At 69.8% G+C, this 15481-nt stretch carries 14 protein-coding genes; 8 read left to right on the top strand and 6 right to left on the bottom strand.

Features of this window, described 5'->3' with window-relative positions; translation table 11 throughout:
* Positions 1 to 7: 7 nt before the first annotated feature.
* Complete coding sequence (locus DSD19_RS03580; RefSeq protein ID WP_113668548.1) at positions 8 to 1495, bottom strand: divergent polysaccharide deacetylase family protein; 1488 nt, start codon at positions 1493 to 1495, stop codon at positions 8 to 10.
* A 351-nt stretch (positions 1496 to 1846) separates the two neighbouring features.
* On the opposite strand from DSD19_RS03580, the gene DSD19_RS03575 reads away from it, so the two are divergent.
* The 6 genes from DSD19_RS03575 (at position 1847) to lexA (ending at position 6662) form a co-directional block, all read left to right on the top strand.
* Positions 1847 to 2428 (top strand): aminodeoxychorismate/anthranilate synthase component II, encoded by a 582-nt coding sequence (locus tag DSD19_RS03575; RefSeq protein WP_075785697.1) that lies wholly within the window; start codon positions 1847 to 1849, stop codon positions 2426 to 2428.
* Positions 2425 to 3444, top strand: a complete 1020-nt coding sequence (trpD, locus tag DSD19_RS03570; protein WP_075785696.1) for an anthranilate phosphoribosyltransferase — start codon at positions 2425 to 2427, stop codon at positions 3442 to 3444. The genes DSD19_RS03575 and trpD overlap by 4 nt, the downstream gene beginning before the upstream one ends.
* Positions 3441 to 4250, top strand: a complete 810-nt coding sequence (gene trpC, locus DSD19_RS03565; protein WP_113668547.1) for an indole-3-glycerol phosphate synthase TrpC — start codon at positions 3441 to 3443, stop codon at positions 4248 to 4250. Before trpD ends, trpC begins: the two co-directional genes overlap by 4 nt.
* The gene (moaC, locus tag DSD19_RS03560; protein WP_113668546.1) at positions 4250 to 4729 is read left to right on the top strand and encodes a cyclic pyranopterin monophosphate synthase MoaC; all 480 of its coding nucleotides are present in this window, start codon (positions 4250 to 4252) and stop codon (positions 4727 to 4729) included. The genes trpC and moaC overlap by 1 nt, the downstream gene beginning before the upstream one ends.
* On the top strand, positions 4726 to 5901 hold the full coding sequence (glp, locus tag DSD19_RS03555) for a gephyrin-like molybdotransferase Glp (RefSeq protein ID WP_113668545.1): 1176 nt from the start codon (positions 4726 to 4728) through the stop codon (positions 5899 to 5901). Before moaC ends, glp begins: the two co-directional genes overlap by 4 nt.
* Before the next feature lie 68 nt (positions 5902 to 5969).
* A complete protein-coding gene (gene lexA / locus DSD19_RS03550) occupies positions 5970 to 6662 on the top strand; it encodes a transcriptional repressor LexA (RefSeq protein WP_075787560.1) in 693 nt (230 codons plus the stop codon).
* On the opposite strand, the gene DSD19_RS03545 is transcribed toward lexA, so the two are convergent.
* Positions 6656 to 8704, bottom strand: coding sequence for a ComEC/Rec2 family competence protein (locus DSD19_RS03545; protein ID WP_113668764.1), 2049 nt, complete (start codon positions 8702 to 8704; stop codon positions 6656 to 6658). The genes lexA and DSD19_RS03545 overlap by 7 nt on opposite strands.
* Before the next feature lie 134 nt (positions 8705 to 8838).
* Here DSD19_RS03545 and gltX point away from each other — a divergent pair, with 134 nt between their 5' ends.
* The gene (gene gltX, locus DSD19_RS03540; protein WP_371412520.1) at positions 8839 to 10242 is read left to right on the top strand and encodes a glutamate--tRNA ligase; all 1404 of its coding nucleotides are present in this window, start codon (positions 8839 to 8841) and stop codon (positions 10240 to 10242) included.
* An 87-nt stretch (positions 10243 to 10329) separates the two neighbouring features.
* Positions 10330 to 11628, top strand: a complete 1299-nt coding sequence (gene gltA, locus DSD19_RS03535; protein WP_075785691.1) for a citrate synthase — start codon at positions 10330 to 10332, stop codon at positions 11626 to 11628.
* A gap of 91 nt (positions 11629 to 11719) precedes the next feature.
* Here the strand turns inward: gltA and DSD19_RS03530 are convergent, their stop codons facing one another.
* The 4 genes from DSD19_RS03530 to DSD19_RS03515 all read right to left on the bottom strand — a co-directional run bounded on the left by DSD19_RS03530 (position 11720) and on the right by DSD19_RS03515 (position 15354).
* Complete coding sequence (locus DSD19_RS03530) at positions 11720 to 11908, bottom strand: hypothetical protein (RefSeq protein ID WP_075785690.1); 189 nt, start codon at positions 11906 to 11908, stop codon at positions 11720 to 11722.
* A gap of 116 nt (positions 11909 to 12024) precedes the next feature.
* The gene (locus tag DSD19_RS03525) at positions 12025 to 12804 is read right to left on the bottom strand and encodes an enoyl-CoA hydratase-related protein (protein WP_113668543.1); all 780 of its coding nucleotides are present in this window, start codon (positions 12802 to 12804) and stop codon (positions 12025 to 12027) included.
* Between the two features lie 82 nt (positions 12805 to 12886).
* Complete coding sequence (locus DSD19_RS03520; protein ID WP_113668763.1) at positions 12887 to 13366, bottom strand: cytochrome c-type biogenesis protein; 480 nt, start codon at positions 13364 to 13366, stop codon at positions 12887 to 12889.
* Positions 13367 to 13374: 8 nt separating this feature from the next.
* Positions 13375 to 15354 (bottom strand): heme lyase CcmF/NrfE family subunit, encoded by a 1980-nt coding sequence (locus tag DSD19_RS03515; RefSeq protein WP_113668542.1) that lies wholly within the window; start codon positions 15352 to 15354, stop codon positions 13375 to 13377.
* Positions 15355 to 15481 lie beyond the last annotated feature (127 nt).

Below are 15481 nucleotides of genomic sequence, written 5' to 3'. Positions count from 1 at the left end.
TCCGGGATCAGGGCAGGCGCAGCACCGCCGACAGCGGGGCCAGCGCCACCTCGCCCGGCCCCGATTGCAGCGCCCAGGAGAAAAGCGCGGTCACGGTCTCGGGGCGGCTGTGGCCGACCAGCACCGCCTGGCCGGTCTGGCGCGCCTCGAACACCGCGAGGTCCAGCATCCGGCGCATGGTCTCGGTGTTCTGCCCCTCGGCATCGAGGGTCTGGAAGACCGTCGCCTTGGGCACGCCCACCCGGTCGGCAGCGCGGGTCGCAGCGTTCAGCCCCTCATCGCGCGTGACGATCCCGTGACCGGTTTCAGCCAGCACGCCCAGAACCGCATCGGTCAGGACGCGATCGTCCTGAAACCCCTTCGACTGAACCCCATCCTTGCCGGGGTCGAGCACCGCAATCCCGGTGCCGATCAGCCCAAGCGCGCGGTTCAGCCGGGCGGCGGCCTCGGCGGGCGGCAGATCCGACAGCCCGCTGGCCAGCAGCACGACCTCATAGCCCGCGCGGTGGAAATCGGCAGCCGCCTCTGCCGCACCGGGCATCGCCGGGTCGATCGCGAAGGTCACCGGAAAGGGGAAGGTCAGCAAGGCCCGGCGGTCGAGCCCGGCCGCGCCGACATCGACCAGCACCAGCGACAGAAGCGGCGCACCGGGCGGCGGATCGAAGGCCACGGCATTCCGCGCCAGCGCACCCAGCGGCGCCGGGGCGGCGGCCCGGTCGCCCGGCACGGTGGCCGGAGCCTCGTCGGAAGGATCCTCGGCGGCCGCGCCATCCTCTTCCGGCGCCGTGCCGAGCGTCGGCAGCGGAGCGACCGGGGTCAGCCCGGCCGGCGCGTCTCCGGGCACGGTGACATCCTCGGCGCTTGGCAGCGGCAAGACCCGGGGGCCGGCCTTCCCGGCACCGGGCGGCGCGGCGGCTTCCTCGTCCTCGTCGTCATCGCGACCGGCATCGCGGGGGGCGGTCTCGGCTGCGGGCCGGTCGTCGGGCAGCGCCTCGGGGTCGGGCGGCGCGGCCGGTTCTGGCGCCGCCGGGCCGCGCAGGGCGGCACCGGCGGGCGCAGGCTCTTCGGCGCCGAGGTCGGTCCCGGCCCCAAGGTCGACGGCCGTATCGGGGGCCTCCGGCGGGGTCATCGTCTCGGGTATCGCAGAGACCGGGGCGGGGGCCGCCGCGGGGGCGGTGTCGGGCAGCGGCGCCTCGGCGACGGCGGCGGGGGCCGGGGCGCCCATCGCCGGGGTCTCGCGAAGGGCTTCTTCGCGCTCGGGCAGGGTCGCCTCGGTTTCGGGCCGGGGACGGTTGAATTCGGACCCCGGCGGCAGGTCGATATCGGTGGTCGGGTCGGCGGCGGGCAGCCCCCCGGACCCGGACGGCGCGGCCGGACGCGCCCCCGGTGCCGCGACCGCGGCAGGCGCGGTTTCGGGCTCGGGGGCGGCGGGTGCGCCGCTTTCGGGGATGGCCGAGAACCGCGGGGCGGGCGCCTCGCCCGGCTGCGTGGGCACAGGAGCGGGCTCAGGGTCTCTCACGGGATCTCTCGCGGGGGCTGGCACCGAAGCGGTCCCTGCGCCGGGACCAGGACCGGGAGCAGGGCCGGGCCCGGACGGCGGCACCGCAACCGCCAGTGCCGCCAGCCCCAGACCGCTGGCCGCAGCACCCCAGAGAAAGCCGCGAATGCCGCTGGAAAAAACCCTGCCCATGCCTCGTACCTCCGACCTCGCGACGGCCTGCCCGGGCCGCCCTGTCCGATGCGGGACCCTTTGCCCCGCCGCCGCCCCTTGACCGGGGCGCGTCGCTCTGAGCATGTATAGCCCGACCCGCGACCCGGTTCATCCCCTTTCGCGAAGGCGCTGACCATGCTGCTCTTGATCGACAATTACGACAGTTTCACCTATAATCTCGTGCACTATCTGGGGGAACTCGGCGCCGAGACCAAGGTCGTGCGCAACGATGCCCTGAACGTGCAGGAGGCGATGGGGCTGCGGCCGTCCGCGATCCTTTTGTCGCCCGGCCCCTGCGATCCGGCCCAGGCCGGGATCTGCCTGCCCCTGACCCGCGCCGCGGCCGAGACCGGCACGCCGCTGATGGGCGTCTGCCTCGGGCACCAGACCATCGGCGAGGCCTTCGGCGGCAAGGTGGTGCGCGCGGACGAGATCGTGCACGGCAAGAAGGGCCGCATCGAACATGACGGGTCGGGCGTCTTCGCGGGCCTGCCCTCGCCCTTCCAGGCGACCCGGTATCATTCGCTGATCGTCGAGCGCGCCAGCCTGCCCGACTGCCTGATCGCCAATGCCTGGCTGGAAGACGGAACGATCATGGGGCTGCGCCACCGCGAGCTGCCGATCCACGGGGTGCAGTTCCACCCCGAGAGCATCGCCTCGGAACATGGCCACGCCCTGCTGAAGACGTTCCTCGACACCGTGAAGGAACCCGCATGAGCGATGCGCTGAAACCGCTGATCGGCCTTGCCGCCGACCGCCCCCTGACCCGGGACGAGGCCGAGACCGCTTTCGAGGCGCTGTTCGAGGGCGAGGCGACGCCCAGCCAGATCGGCGGTCTGCTGATGGCGCTGCGCACCCGGGGCGAGACGGTCGACGAATATGCCGCCGCCGCCAAGGTCATGCGCTCGAAATGCCGCAAGGTGACCGCGCCCGAGGGGGCCATCGACATTGTCGGCACCGGCGGCGACGGCAAGGGCACGCTGAACATCTCGACCGCGACCGCCTTCGTGGTCGCGGGCGCGGGCGTGCCCGTCGCCAAGCACGGCAACCGCAACCTGTCGTCGAAATCGGGCGCGGCGGATGCGATGACCCATATGGGCATCAACGTGATGGTCGGCGCCGATGTGGTCGAGACCGCGCTGAGGGAGGTCGGCATCGGCTTCATGATGGCGCCGATGCACCATCCGGCCATGGCCCATGTCGGCCCGACCCGGGCCGAGCTGGGCACCCGGACGATCTTCAACATCCTCGGGCCGCTGACCAACCCGGCCGGGGTCACCCGCCAGCTGACCGGCGCCTTCTCGAAGGCGCTTTTGCGCCCCATGGCCGAGACGCTCGACCGGCTCGGTACCGAGGTCGCCTGGCTGGTGCATGGCGGCGACGGCACCGACGAGCTGTCGATTGCCGGGATCAGCCATGTCGCGATGCTGGAGGAAGGCACCATCACCGAGCGCGAGCTGCATCCCGAAGAGGCGGGCCTGCCGGTCCATCCCTTCGAGGCCATCATCGGCGGCACGCCCGATCACAACGCCCGCGCCTTCGCGGCGCTTCTCGACGGCGAGGCCTCGGCCTATCGCGACGCCGTGCTGCTGAACGCGGCCGCCGCTCTGGTGGTCGCGGGCCGGGTCACGACGCTGCGCGAGGGCGTCGAGCGGGCACAGGACAGCATCGACAGCGGCGCGGCCAAAAGCAAGGTCGAGGGCCTCGCCCGGATCACATCGGAGGCCGCATGACCGAGACCATCCTGGACCGCATCAAGGCCTACAAGCTGGAAGAGGTCGCCGCCGACAAGGCCGCCCGGCCGCTGGCGGATGTCGAGGCGGCGGCACGGGCCGCCCCGGCCGTGCGCGGCTTTGCCGAGGCGCTGCACCGGGCCGCGCTGACGGGCTACGGGCTGATTGCCGAAATCAAGAAGGCCAGCCCGTCCAAGGGGCTGATCCGGCCCGATTTCGACCCGCCCGCGCTGGCGCGCGCCTATGAGGCGGGCGGCGCGGCCTGTCTTTCGGTGCTGACCGACACGCCCTCGTTTCAGGGCGCCAAGCCCTATCTGACCGAGGCCCGCGCGGCGGTGAAGCTGCCGGTGCTGCGCAAGGATTTCCTTTACGACACCTATCAGGTGGCCGAGGCCCGGGCGCTGGGCGCCGACTGCATCCTGATCATCATGGCCAGCGTCTCGGACGCTCAGGCGGCCGAGCTGGAAGAGGCTGCGACCTCCTGGGGGATGGATGCGCTGATCGAGGTCCATGACGCCGACGAACTTGACCGCGCGGCCAAGCTGAAATCGCCGCTGATCGGCATCAACAACCGCAACCTGAGATCCTTCGAAACCAGCCTCGACACCACCAGGCAGCTGGCCAAGCGGGTGCCCGAAGGCCGCCAGATCGTCAGCGAATCCGGGCTCAACACCCCGGCCGATCTGGCGCAGATGGCGATGTACGGGGTGCGCAGTTTCCTGATCGGCGAAAGCCTGATGCGCCAGGACGATGTCACCGCCGCGACCCGCAAGCTGCTGGCCAACCCGGCGATGGGCGCACATTGATGCCCGAACTGACCCATTTCGACGCCGAGGGCCGCGCCCATATGGTCGATGTCTCGGACAAGCCCGAGACGGCGCGGCTGGCGGTGGCGACGGGATGGGTCCGGATGGCCCCCGAAACCCTGGCGCTGGTCGTCGCGGGCAGCGCGAAGAAAGGCGACGTGATCGGGGTCGCGCGGCTGGCGGGCATCATGGGGGCCAAGCGAGCCTCCGATCTGATCCCGCTGTGCCACCCGCTGCCGATCACCCGGGTCGCGGTCGACCTGACCCCCGACGACACCCTTCCCGGCCTTCGGATCGAGGCGACGGTCAAGACCGCCGGGCGCACCGGGGTCGAGATGGAGGCGCTGACCGCTGTCAGCACCGCGGCGCTGACGGTCTATGACATGCTCAAGGCCGCCGAGAAGGGCATGGAGATCGGCGGCATCACGCTGAAGCTGAAAGAGGGCGGCAAGTCGGGCCGCTATGAGGCCCCCGAATGATCTCGGTCGACGCGGCGCTGGGCCATGTCTTCGACCTGATCGCGCCGCTGCCCGTCGAGGAGGTGCCCCTGGCCGAGGCCGCGGGCCGCGTGCTGGCCCGCCCGGTCGCGGCGCGCCGCAGCCAGCCGCCCTTCGCCGCCTCGGCCATGGACGGCTACGCGATCCGCGAAGACGACGCCCGCCCGGGCGCCGCCCTGCGCGTCGAGGGCGAGGCCGCGGCCGGTCAGGGCTGGCCGGGCACGGTGGCGCCGGGCCAGGCGGTGCGGATCTTCACCGGCGCGCCGCTGCCCGCGGGCGCCGACCGCGTCGTCATTCAGGAAGACGTCACCCGCGAGGGCGACCGGATCGTGCTGGGCGCGGGCTTCGATCACGGCACCAATATCCGCGCGGCGGGCGGCGATTTCCGGCAAGGCGACATGCTGGCCGCCCCGCGCCGTCTGGGTCCCGCCGATCTGGCGCTGGCGGCGGCGATGAACCTGCCCGCCCTGCCCGTTCACCGCCGCCCCGAGGTCGCGCTGATCGCGACCGGCGACGAGCTGGTGATGCCGGGCGAGATCCCCGGCCCCGACCAGATCGTGGCCGCGAACGGCTTCGGGCTGAAGGCGCTGATCGACGCCGAGGGCGGCTTTGCCCGGCTGCTGCCCATCGCGCGCGACAGCGAGGTCTCGCTGCGATCCGTCTTCGCCCTGGCCGAGGGCGCCGATCTGGTCGTGACCATCGGTGGCGCCTCGGTCGGCGATCATGACATCGTCGGCAAGGTTGCGGCCGATCTCGGGATGGCGCCGGCCTTCTACAAGGTGGCGATGCGACCCGGAAAGCCGGTGATGGCGGGCCGCCTGGGCGGGGCCGCGATGATCGGCCTGCCCGGCAACCCGGTCTCGGCCATGGTCTGCGGCCATGTCTTCCTGCGGCCTGCGCTTCGGGCCTTTCAGGGCCTGCCCAAGACCCCGCTGCCGACCGCGCGCGCGCCGCTGGCCACAGATCTTGAGGCCAACGGACCGCGCACCCATTTCCTGCGCGCGCGCCTGACACCCGACGGGCTCTTGCCCTTCGAACGGCAGGACAGCGGGCTGCTGTCGGTGCTGGCCGAGGCCGATGCGCTGCTGATCCGTCCGGCGGGCGACGGGCCACAGCCCGCTGGGGCCTTGGCGGACTACTTGACGTTGCGGTAACTAAAGCTTGACACAAAACGTGAACATGTCTAGAACAGGAGAGAACGGCTTCCTGTGGGGGGATGAACATGCTGACTCGCAAGCAACTGGACCTTCTTGAATTCATTCATAAAAGGATGCAGCGCGACGGTGTTCCGCCGTCCTTCGACGAGATGAAGGAAGCGCTGGATCTGCGGTCCAAATCGGGCATTCACCGGCTGATCACGGCGCTGGAGGAACGCGGCTTCATCCGACGTCTGGCCCATCGCGCCCGTGCCATCGAGATCGTCAAGCTGCCCGAGGCGCTGGAGGCCAGGGGCTTCCGCCCGGTGGTCATCGACGGCGACCGGCCCGAGACGCCCGCGCCCTCGGGCGCGATGGATGTCACGCCCGTCCATGCGCTGGAACTGCCGGTGATGGGCCGGATCGCGGCGGGCACGCCGATCGAGGCGATTTCCGAGGTGTCGCATACCGTGGCCGTGCCAGGCTCGATGCTGTCGGGCCGGGGGCGGCATTACGCCCTTGAGGTCAAGGGCGACTCGATGATCGAGGCCGGGATCAACGATGGCGACGTCGTGGTGATCCGAGAACAGACCACGGCCGAGAACGGCGAGATCGTGGTGGCGCTGGTCGAGGGCCATGAGGCGACGCTGAAACGGTTCCGCCGCAAGGGCGAGATGATCGCGCTCGAGGCCGCGAACCCGGCCTACGAGACCCGGATCCTGCGATCCGATCAGGTCAAGGTGCAGGGCCGTCTGGTCGGGCTGATCCGCAGCTACTGAGCCCAGAGCCGGTCGCCCGCCACGCCGCGGGCGGTGACAACGCGCGGGCCGTCCGCGCCGGGAAACAGCGCCAGCGACCCGGTCCGGGCCAGCGCCGCGCGGTCGAAGACCCGGCAGCCCGCAGGCGCGTCGTCCAGGAATTGCGGCACCACCACCCAGCCTCGCGCGCAGGCGGGGGCCACCCGGTCGGCCCAGCCGCGCCCGGTGATCAGCGTCACCCGCTGTCCCGCAACCGTGGCCTCCTGTTCGCCGGGCGCGCCGCCAAGCCCCGGCCGGGCAAAGGCCGCGGCCTGACTGGCGCGGTCGCCATCGTTTTCCAGCCAGCTCAGCGCGACGAAGCCCTCACCCGAGGGTTTCGACAACGCCCGGCCCTCGGGGCCCATCGCCCCCATCAGCCCGCCGCTGTCGGCGATCAGCAGCGCCGGACGCGCGACCGCCGACCAGAGCGCGAAGGCCGCGAGGATCGGCACCAGCCCCAGCGCCCGCGCGCGCCCGGTCCAGAGCATGACCCAGAGTGCCCCAAGCGCGATCAGCGGCAACACCGCAGGCCCCGGCGCGGGCACCGGCCAGACCGCGCCGTCAAGCCCCGCGACCCGCTCGGCCACCCAGAGGATCCAGGCGATGCCCCAGCGCATCGGCTCGAGCCCCAGCACCGCCAGCCCGAAGGGCGCCAGGCAGGCGGCGGCGACCGCGGCGGGCATCACTAGAAGCCCCATCAGCGGCACCGAGGCCAGATTGGCGATCAGCCCGAATTGCGAGACCTGGTTGAAATGCGCGGCCCCGAAGGGCGCGGTCGCGGCCCCCGCCACCGCCGAGGAGATCACCACCGCCAGCGCGCCTTGCGCCCAGCGGGGCGGGCGCCAGCGGTCGGCGGGGCGGTCGCGCAGCGCGGCAAAAACCGCGATCAGCGCCGTCGTCGCGGCAAAGGACATCTGGAACCCGGCCTGGGTCAGGCTTTCGGGGGTCAGGACCAGCACGATCAGCGCGGCCAGCGCCACCGCGCGCAGCGTCAGCGCCCGGCGGTCGGCCATCACCGCGCCAAGCACGACCGCGACCATGACGAAGGCGCGCTCGGTCGCGACATTGCCGCCCGAGAGCGCCAGATAGACCGCCCCGACCGCCAGCGCCCCCGCCGCCGCGATCTTCTTGATCGGCAGGCGCAGCGCCAGCCGCGGCCAGAGCGCCAGCGCAAAGCGCAGCGCGGTGAAGACAACCCCGGTCAGCAAACCCATATGCAGCCCCGAGATTGCCAGAAGATGCGCGAGGTTCGAGTCGCGCAGGGCCTGGATCGTGTCGCGCGACATCGCCGAGCGGTCGCCGGTCAGGATCGCCGCCGCGAACGCGCCCTGATCGCCCGGAATGCGCGCGCGCAGCGCGTCCGACAGTGCCATCCGCATCCGGTGTACCAGAAGCGTCGCGCCGCCCTCGGGCGGGCTCAGCGTCACCGCCGGGCTGTTGGCATAGCCCACCGCGCCGATCTGCTGGAACCAGGCATGGCGGCGGAAATCGAAACCGCCTGGCTCGGCGGGCGCGCCCGGCGGCGACAGATGCGCCATCATCGCGATGCGGGCGCCGGGCGGCGGCGCCATCACGCCGCCTGCGCCATGCAGCGCCACACGCAGCCGACGGGGCGTCTCGTCGGGGCGCACGCCCTCGATCCAGACCTGATCGAGCGTGATCCGCGGCGCGTCCGAGATCGACCGGTCCAGCACCAGCACCCGGCCCTCGAGCGCGCCATAGACGCGGTGGTCGAGCTTGGGCGCCGCGACCAGATGGGCCCGCGCGCCGGCCAGCGCCGCCCCGCCTGCCACCAGCGCCAGCACGATCAGGAGAGGCCCCCACAGCTCGGGCAGGCGGCGCGCGGCCAAGGCCAGCGCGGCGGCCACCCCGGCACAGGCCCAGAGCGCCCAGACCGGGGGCTCGGTTTTCTGCAGGAAATACAGCCCGATGCCCAGCGACAGGAAGACCGGCGTCCAGGGAAAGAGATGGCCGCGCCGGGCCTCGACCGCCGCCAGCACCGCCGACACCGCCAAGGCCGCCATTCGCGCCGTCCCTGCAGACCCGACCGCCTCCGTCAGCAGAAGCCCCACCGCTTGTCCTCTCCGCAGCGATCTCCTAGACAGACAGAGAAGCTATCTCCACCATGGTGAACAAAAGGTTAAGGCTCATGACCGACATGTCGGACAGCCCTGTCGTTACCCGTTTCGCGCCCTCGCCGACCGGGTATCTGCATATCGGCGGCGCGCGCACGGCGCTGTTCAACTGGCTTTTCGCGCGCGGCCGGGGCGGACGGTTCCTGCTGCGGATCGAGGATACCGACCGCGCCCGCTCGACCCCCGAGGCGACGGCCGCGATCCTGAAGGGGCTGACCTGGCTCGGGCTCGACTGGGACGGCGAGGCGATCAGCCAGTTCGAACGTGCGCCCCGCCATGCCGAGGTGGCCCGCGCGATGCTGGCCAACGGCACCGCTTATAAGTGCTTTGCCACGCAGGAGGACATCGAGGCCTTCCGCGAGGCGGCGCGGGCCGAGGGCCGCTCGACGCTTTTCCAGAGCCCCTGGCGCGACGCCGATCCCGCGACCCATCCCGATGCGCCTTTCGTGATCCGGCTGAAAGCACCGCGCGAGGGCGTGACGGTGATCGGGGACAAGGTGCAGGGCGATGTGAAGATCGGCAACGACCAGCTTGACGACATGGTGATGCTGCGCTCGGACGGAACGCCCACCTACATGCTGGCGGTGGTGGTCGACGATCACGACATGGGCGTGACCCATGTGATCCGGGGCGACGATCACCTCAACAACGCGGCCCGGCAGATGCAGATCTATCACGCCATGGGCTGGCCGGTGCCGGTCTGGGCACATATCCCGCTGATCCACGGGCCCGATGGCAAGAAGCTGTCGAAGCGCCACGGCGCGCTGGGGGTCGAGGAATACCAGGCCATGGGCTATCCGGCGGCCGCGATGCGCAACTATCTGGCCCGGCTCGGCTGGTCGCACGGGGATGACGAGTTCTTCGACGACGCCCAGGCCAAGGAATGGTTCAGCCTTGAAGGAATCGGCCGCTCGCCCGCACGGCTCGACTTCAAGAAGCTTGAAAACCTCTCGGGTCAGCATATCGCGGGGGCGGAGGATGCCGCGCTGCTGCGCGAAGTTCAGGCTTTTCTGGCCGCAACCGGCGCACCGTCCCTGACGGAAGAACAGATCGCCGGTCTTGCCCGCGCCCTGCCCTTCCTCAAGCAATCCGCGAAAACCTTCCCGCAACTCGTTGAAAAGGCGTATTTCATCCTAGGCAAGCGCCCCTTCGAGCCGGATCAGAAAGCGGCAAAATCGCTGGATGATGTATCCCGTGGTATACTGGGAGAATTGACGCCGCATCTGCAAAATGCTAGCTGGACGCGTGACGCCCTTGAGGCGGCCGTGACCGGGGTGGCAGAGGCCCATGGGCTGACCCTCGGGAAACTGGCCCCGCCCCTGCGCGCCGCACTTGCCGGGCGGACGGTTACGCCCAGCGTCTTTGACATGATGCTTGTCATCGGCCGGGACGAAACGCTCGCCCGGCTGGCTGACACCCAGGGCTGAGGCACCGCCGCCGAAAGCCCCCTGCACGCCACCGTCCGGAGCCGCGATCAGGGAGCGCGGCCCGGTTTCTCAAGAAGAGGGACTTTCATGGCTGACAGCAAGAAATCCGCAACGCTGACTCTGGGTGACACATCGGTCGAGCTGCCGGTGCTGAGCCCGACGGCCGGCCCGGACGTCGTCGATATCCGCAAGCTCTACGGCCAGATGGGCATCTTTACCCACGATCCGGGCTTCACCTCGACCTCGTCCTGCGAAAGCTCGATCACCTTCATCGACGGCGACAAGGGCGAGCTGCTGCATCGCGGCTATCCCATCGACCAGCTTGCCGAGAAATCCCACTTTCTCGAGGTCTGCTTCCTGCTTCTGTACGGCGAACTGCCCACCGCCGCCCAGCTTGAGGACTTCGAGAACCGCGTGACCCGCCACACCATGGTGCATGAACAGATGCACCGCTTCTTCACCGGGTTTCGCCGCGACGCGCACCCGATGGCGGTGATGGTGGCCGTGGTCGGCGCCATGTCGGCCTTCTATCACGACTCGACCGACATCTCGGACCCCTGGCAACGCGAGGTCGCCTCGATCCGGCTGATCGCCAAGGTGCCGACCATCGCCGCGATGGCCTACAAGTATTCGATCGGCCAGCCCTTCGTCTATCCGCGGAACGATCTGGACTATGCCTCGAACTTCCTGCGCATGTGCTTTGCGGTGCCCTGCGAGGAATACGAGGTCGACCCGATCCTGACCCGCGCGATGGACCGGATCCTGACGCTCCACGCCGACCACGAACAGAACGCCTCGACCTCGACAGTGCGTCTGGCCTCGTCGTCGGGCGCGAACCCGTTCGCCTGCATCGCGGCCGGCATTGCCTGTCTCTGGGGCCCGGCCCATGGCGGCGCCAACCAGGCCTGTCTGGAAATGCTGCGCGAGATCGGCACCGTCGACCGCATCCCGGAATTCATCGCCCGGGCCAAGGACAAGAACGATCCGTTCCGTCTGATGGGCTTCGGCCACCGGGTCTACAAGAACTTCGACCCGCGCGCGAAGGTGATGAAGCAATCCGCCGACGAGGTGCTGGACCTTCTGGGCATCGAGAACAACGAGACCCTGAAGGTCGCGATGGAGCTTGAGAAGATCGCGCTGGAAGACGAGTACTTCGTCTCGAAGAAGCTCTACCCGAATGTCGATTTCTATTCGGGCATCATCCTCGACGCGATGGGCTTCCCGACCTCGATGTTCACGCCGATCTTCGCGGTCAGCCGCACCGTCGGCTGGATTTCCCAGTGGAAGGAAATGATCGGCGATCCGGCGATGAAGATCGGCCGTCCGCGCCAGCTTTATACCGGCGCCACCCGCCGCGACTACGTGGATGTCGAAGACCGGCGCTGATCGCCCCGGCCGTCACCGAAACACCGGACCCGCAGGCCGATGCTTGCGGGTCCGTTTCATTTCTGGGCGCCGGACGCCCGGCTGGGTCCGTTTACTTGGTCAGGATGCCGGCCCCGGCCCCAATCGCGGCACTGGTGCCCACATCGTTGCCGGTCGCGGCGCCGACGCCCGCGCCGAGGACGCCGCCGGTCAGCGCGCGTTCGCCGTAGCTTTCGCCGCACCCCGCCAGCAAGGCGGCGCCCAGAAGCGAAACGGCGGTGATCGTATGAAGACGGGTCATGGCGGTTCCTTTCCGTTGGGTTATTTGCCTTGCCCAACGCACGGCTTGCCCGTCCCGTTCCATCGCCGCACGGAGCCGGGCCTCGTCTCGGCAAGGACCGGCCGACCCGCCCCGTCTCAGCAGCCCTCGAACCGGGCCTTGCGCTTTTCGACAAAGGCCAGCACGCCCTCCTTGAAGTCGCGCGAGGCACCGCAGCGGCCCTGAAGTTCGGCCTCCAGCGACAGCTGGGCCTCGAAATCGTTCGAGACCGACCGCCGCAGCGCGGTCTTGAGATTGGCGTAAGCCACGGTCGGCCCCGCGGCCAGCTGCGCCGCCCGGGCGCGCCAGTGGGCCTCGAACCCGTCCTCGGGCACCGCCTCCCAGATCATGCCCCACTCGGCGGCCTGACGCGCCGGGACGGGTTCGGCGAAAAGCGCCGCCCCCATCGCGCGGGCAAAGCCCACCTGCCGGGGCAGCCAGTAGGTGCCGCCCGCATCGGGGATCAGCCCGATCCGGGTAAATGCCTGCACAAAGACCGCCGCTTCCGAGGCGATGACCACATCGGCCGCCAGCGCCAGATTGGCCCCGGCCCCGGCGGCAGCCCCGTTCACCGCCGCGATCACCGGCACCGGACAGTCGATGATGGCGTTCAGCATCGGTTCGTATTCGTCCCGCAGCGTGCGCTCGATGTCGATATTGGCGATATTGGCGCCGTCGCCCAGATCCTGCCCGGAACAGAAGGCCCGGCCCGCGCCGGTCAGCACCACGACGCGGGCCGCCTGCCCCGCCGCGCGCATCGCATGGGTGATCTCGGCCCGCATCTGCGCGCTGAGCGCATTCATCACCTCGGGCCGGTTCAGCGTCACCACCGCCAGCCCGTCCGCGCAGTCATATCCGATGGTCTTGTAATCCGTCACGCCAGCGTCCTCCCTTTGGCCCGTTCTCGGGCCAGACTAGCGGCCGCGCGCCCGGGGAAAAGGGAGACGCGAGGTCAGCGCCTCACTTGCCGAGGATCTCTTTCAGCCGCGCCTCTTCCTCGGGGCTCAGCGCCTCCGAACCCGCATCGCGCCCGGCCCGGCGCCCGCGGATGTAGAAAACGGCACCGCCCAGCCCCAGCACCAGCATCAGCGGCCCGGCGATGTACAGCACCAGATTCGAGCCGGTGGCGGTCGGTTTCAAAAGCACGTACTCGCCATAGCGGTCCACCAGATAGTCGACGACCTCGGTATCGCTGTCGCCCGCCGTGATCCGCTCGCGCACCAGAAGCCTGAGGTCGCGCGCCAGATCGGCGTTGGAATCGTCGATGCTTTCGTTCCGGCAGACGAGACAGCGGATGTCCTTCGATATCTCGCGGGCGCGGGCCTCTTCGGCCGGGTCGGCCAGAATCTCGTTCGGTTCGACCGCCTCCAAAGGCCCGCTCAGAAGCGGGCTCAGGGTCAGGGCCAGCAGCAGGGCGGCAGTCAGCGCGGGACGGGGCATCGGCATCCTCATTCGGCGGGCTGGGGCAGTACGGGGCCACGCTCCTTGCGCGCCCCGGCGGCGACGCGGACCCGGCGATCGGAAAGGCTGAGAAGCCCGCCCAGCGCCATCACGATGGCCCCCATCCAGATCCAGTTGGCGAAGGGCTTGATATAGGTGCGCACCGCCCAGCCGCCGTCCTGCTGCGGATCGCCGATGGCGACGTAAAGGTCGCGAAGAAACCCGCCGTCGATGGCGGCTTCGGTCGTCGGCATGCCTGCGACCGGATACACCCGTTTTTCGGGATGCATCTCTGCCACCTGCCGGTCGCCGCGCCAGACGCTCATCGTGGCGGTGGTCGAGATATAGTTCGGGCCTTCCAGCTTCTGCACCCGGTCCAGCTGGAAGCCGTAGCCGCCCAGGTCATAGCGCTCGCCGATCTGGGCCACGCGGATGTCTTCCTGGCTCCAGGCCAGCATCGCCGAAATGCCGATCATGGTGATCCCCAGCCCGGCATGGGCGACCGCCTTGCCCCAGTCGGCACGCGGCAGCCGCGTCAGTCGGCCAAGCCGCGCCACCATCCCCGTCCGTCCGGCCCGCAGCCAGAGATCGACCGCCGACCCGGCGATCAGCCAGGCGCCCAGCGCCACGCCAATGGGCCCAAGCGCACTGTGTCCGGTCTGCATCGCCCAGACGAGCGCCCCCAGCGCCAAAGCCAGCAGCAGCGCCGGGATCACCGGCACCGCCGCGCGCGCCAGACGCGCCCGCTTCCAGGGCAGGATCGAACCCATCGGCAACAGGATCGCCAGCACCACCATGAAGGGCGTGAAAGCCATGTTGAAGAAGGGCGCGCCGACCGAAAGCTTGCGGTCGAAAGCCATCTCGGCGACCAGCGGCCAGATCGTGCCGACGAACACCACCAGCGCCGCGACCGCCAGCAGGATATTGTTGAAGACGAGCGCCGCTTCCCGGCTGACCGTGCCGAAGACGCCCTTGGCCTCCATCGCGCCGGCCCGCACCGAAAACAGCGTCAGCGCGCCGCCCATGAAGACCAGCAGGATCATCAGCAGGAAGACGCCCCGCTCGGGGTCGTTGGCGAAGGCATGGACAGAGGTGATGATGCCCGACCGGGTGATGAAGGCACCGACCAGCGAGAAGCCGAAGGCGATGATCGACAGGAGGATCGTCCAGCTTTTCAGCGCCTCGCGCTTTTCGACGACGATGGCCGAATGCAGCAGGGCGGCGGCGATCAGCCAGGGCATGAACGAGGCATTCTCGACCGGGTCCCAGAACCAGAAGCCGCCCCAGCCCAGTTCGTAATAGGCCCACCAGGACCCCAATGCGATGCCGACCGTCAGGCAGATCCAGGCGGCCAGCGTCCAGGGCCGCACCCAGCGGCCCCAGGCGGCGTCGACCCGGCCCTCGATCAGGGCCGCGACCGCGAAGGAGAAGCAGATCGAAAGCCCGACATAGCCGAGGTAGAGGAACGGCGGATGGAAGGCCAACCCCGGGTCCTGCAGCAGCGGGTTCAGGTCCTGCCCGTCGAAGGGGGCCTCGGCCAGCCGGTCGAACGGGTTCGAGGTGAACAGGATGAAGGCGTAGAAGGCCGCACCGATGGCCGCCTGCACCGCCAGCACCCGCGCCTTGAGGGTCGGTGGCAGCCCGCCCCCGAACCAGGCCGCGAGCGCGCCGAAAAGCGACACGATCAGCACCCAGAGCAGCATCGAGCCCTCGTGGTTCCCCCAGACGCCCGACACCTTGTAAAGCATGGGTTTCAGCGTGTGCGAGTTCTCGACCACGACCCTCAGCGAGAAATCCGACACAACGAAGGCATAGGTCAGCACCCCGAAGCTGAAGGCCGTCAGCAGGAACTGCGCCATGGCGGCCGGTTCGGCCATGGCCATCCAGCCGCTCCAGCCCTTGTGGGCACCGATCAGGGGAACGATCGCCTGCACCAGGGCAATGGCGAAGGCGAGGGCGAGGGCAAAGTGGCCGAGCTCGATAACCATGGCGACCTCATACCCGCCCGGCAGCCCTGCGCCAATGGATTTCGCGTCGCGGGGGCGAGGCGTTTACGCAATCGTGAGCCGGACGGCGCCCGGCGCGGGCGCGGCCCCTGCCCGTCCGCGGCCGGGG

Origin of the sequence: Rhodovulum sp. BSW8 (assembly GCF_003314725.1) — a bacterium.
Classification (GTDB): Bacteria; Pseudomonadota; Alphaproteobacteria; order Rhodobacterales; family Rhodobacteraceae; genus Rhodovulum; species Rhodovulum visakhapatnamense.
Note: the sequence above shows the minus strand (reverse complement) of the source record. Positions and strands in the feature narration are given on the sequence as shown.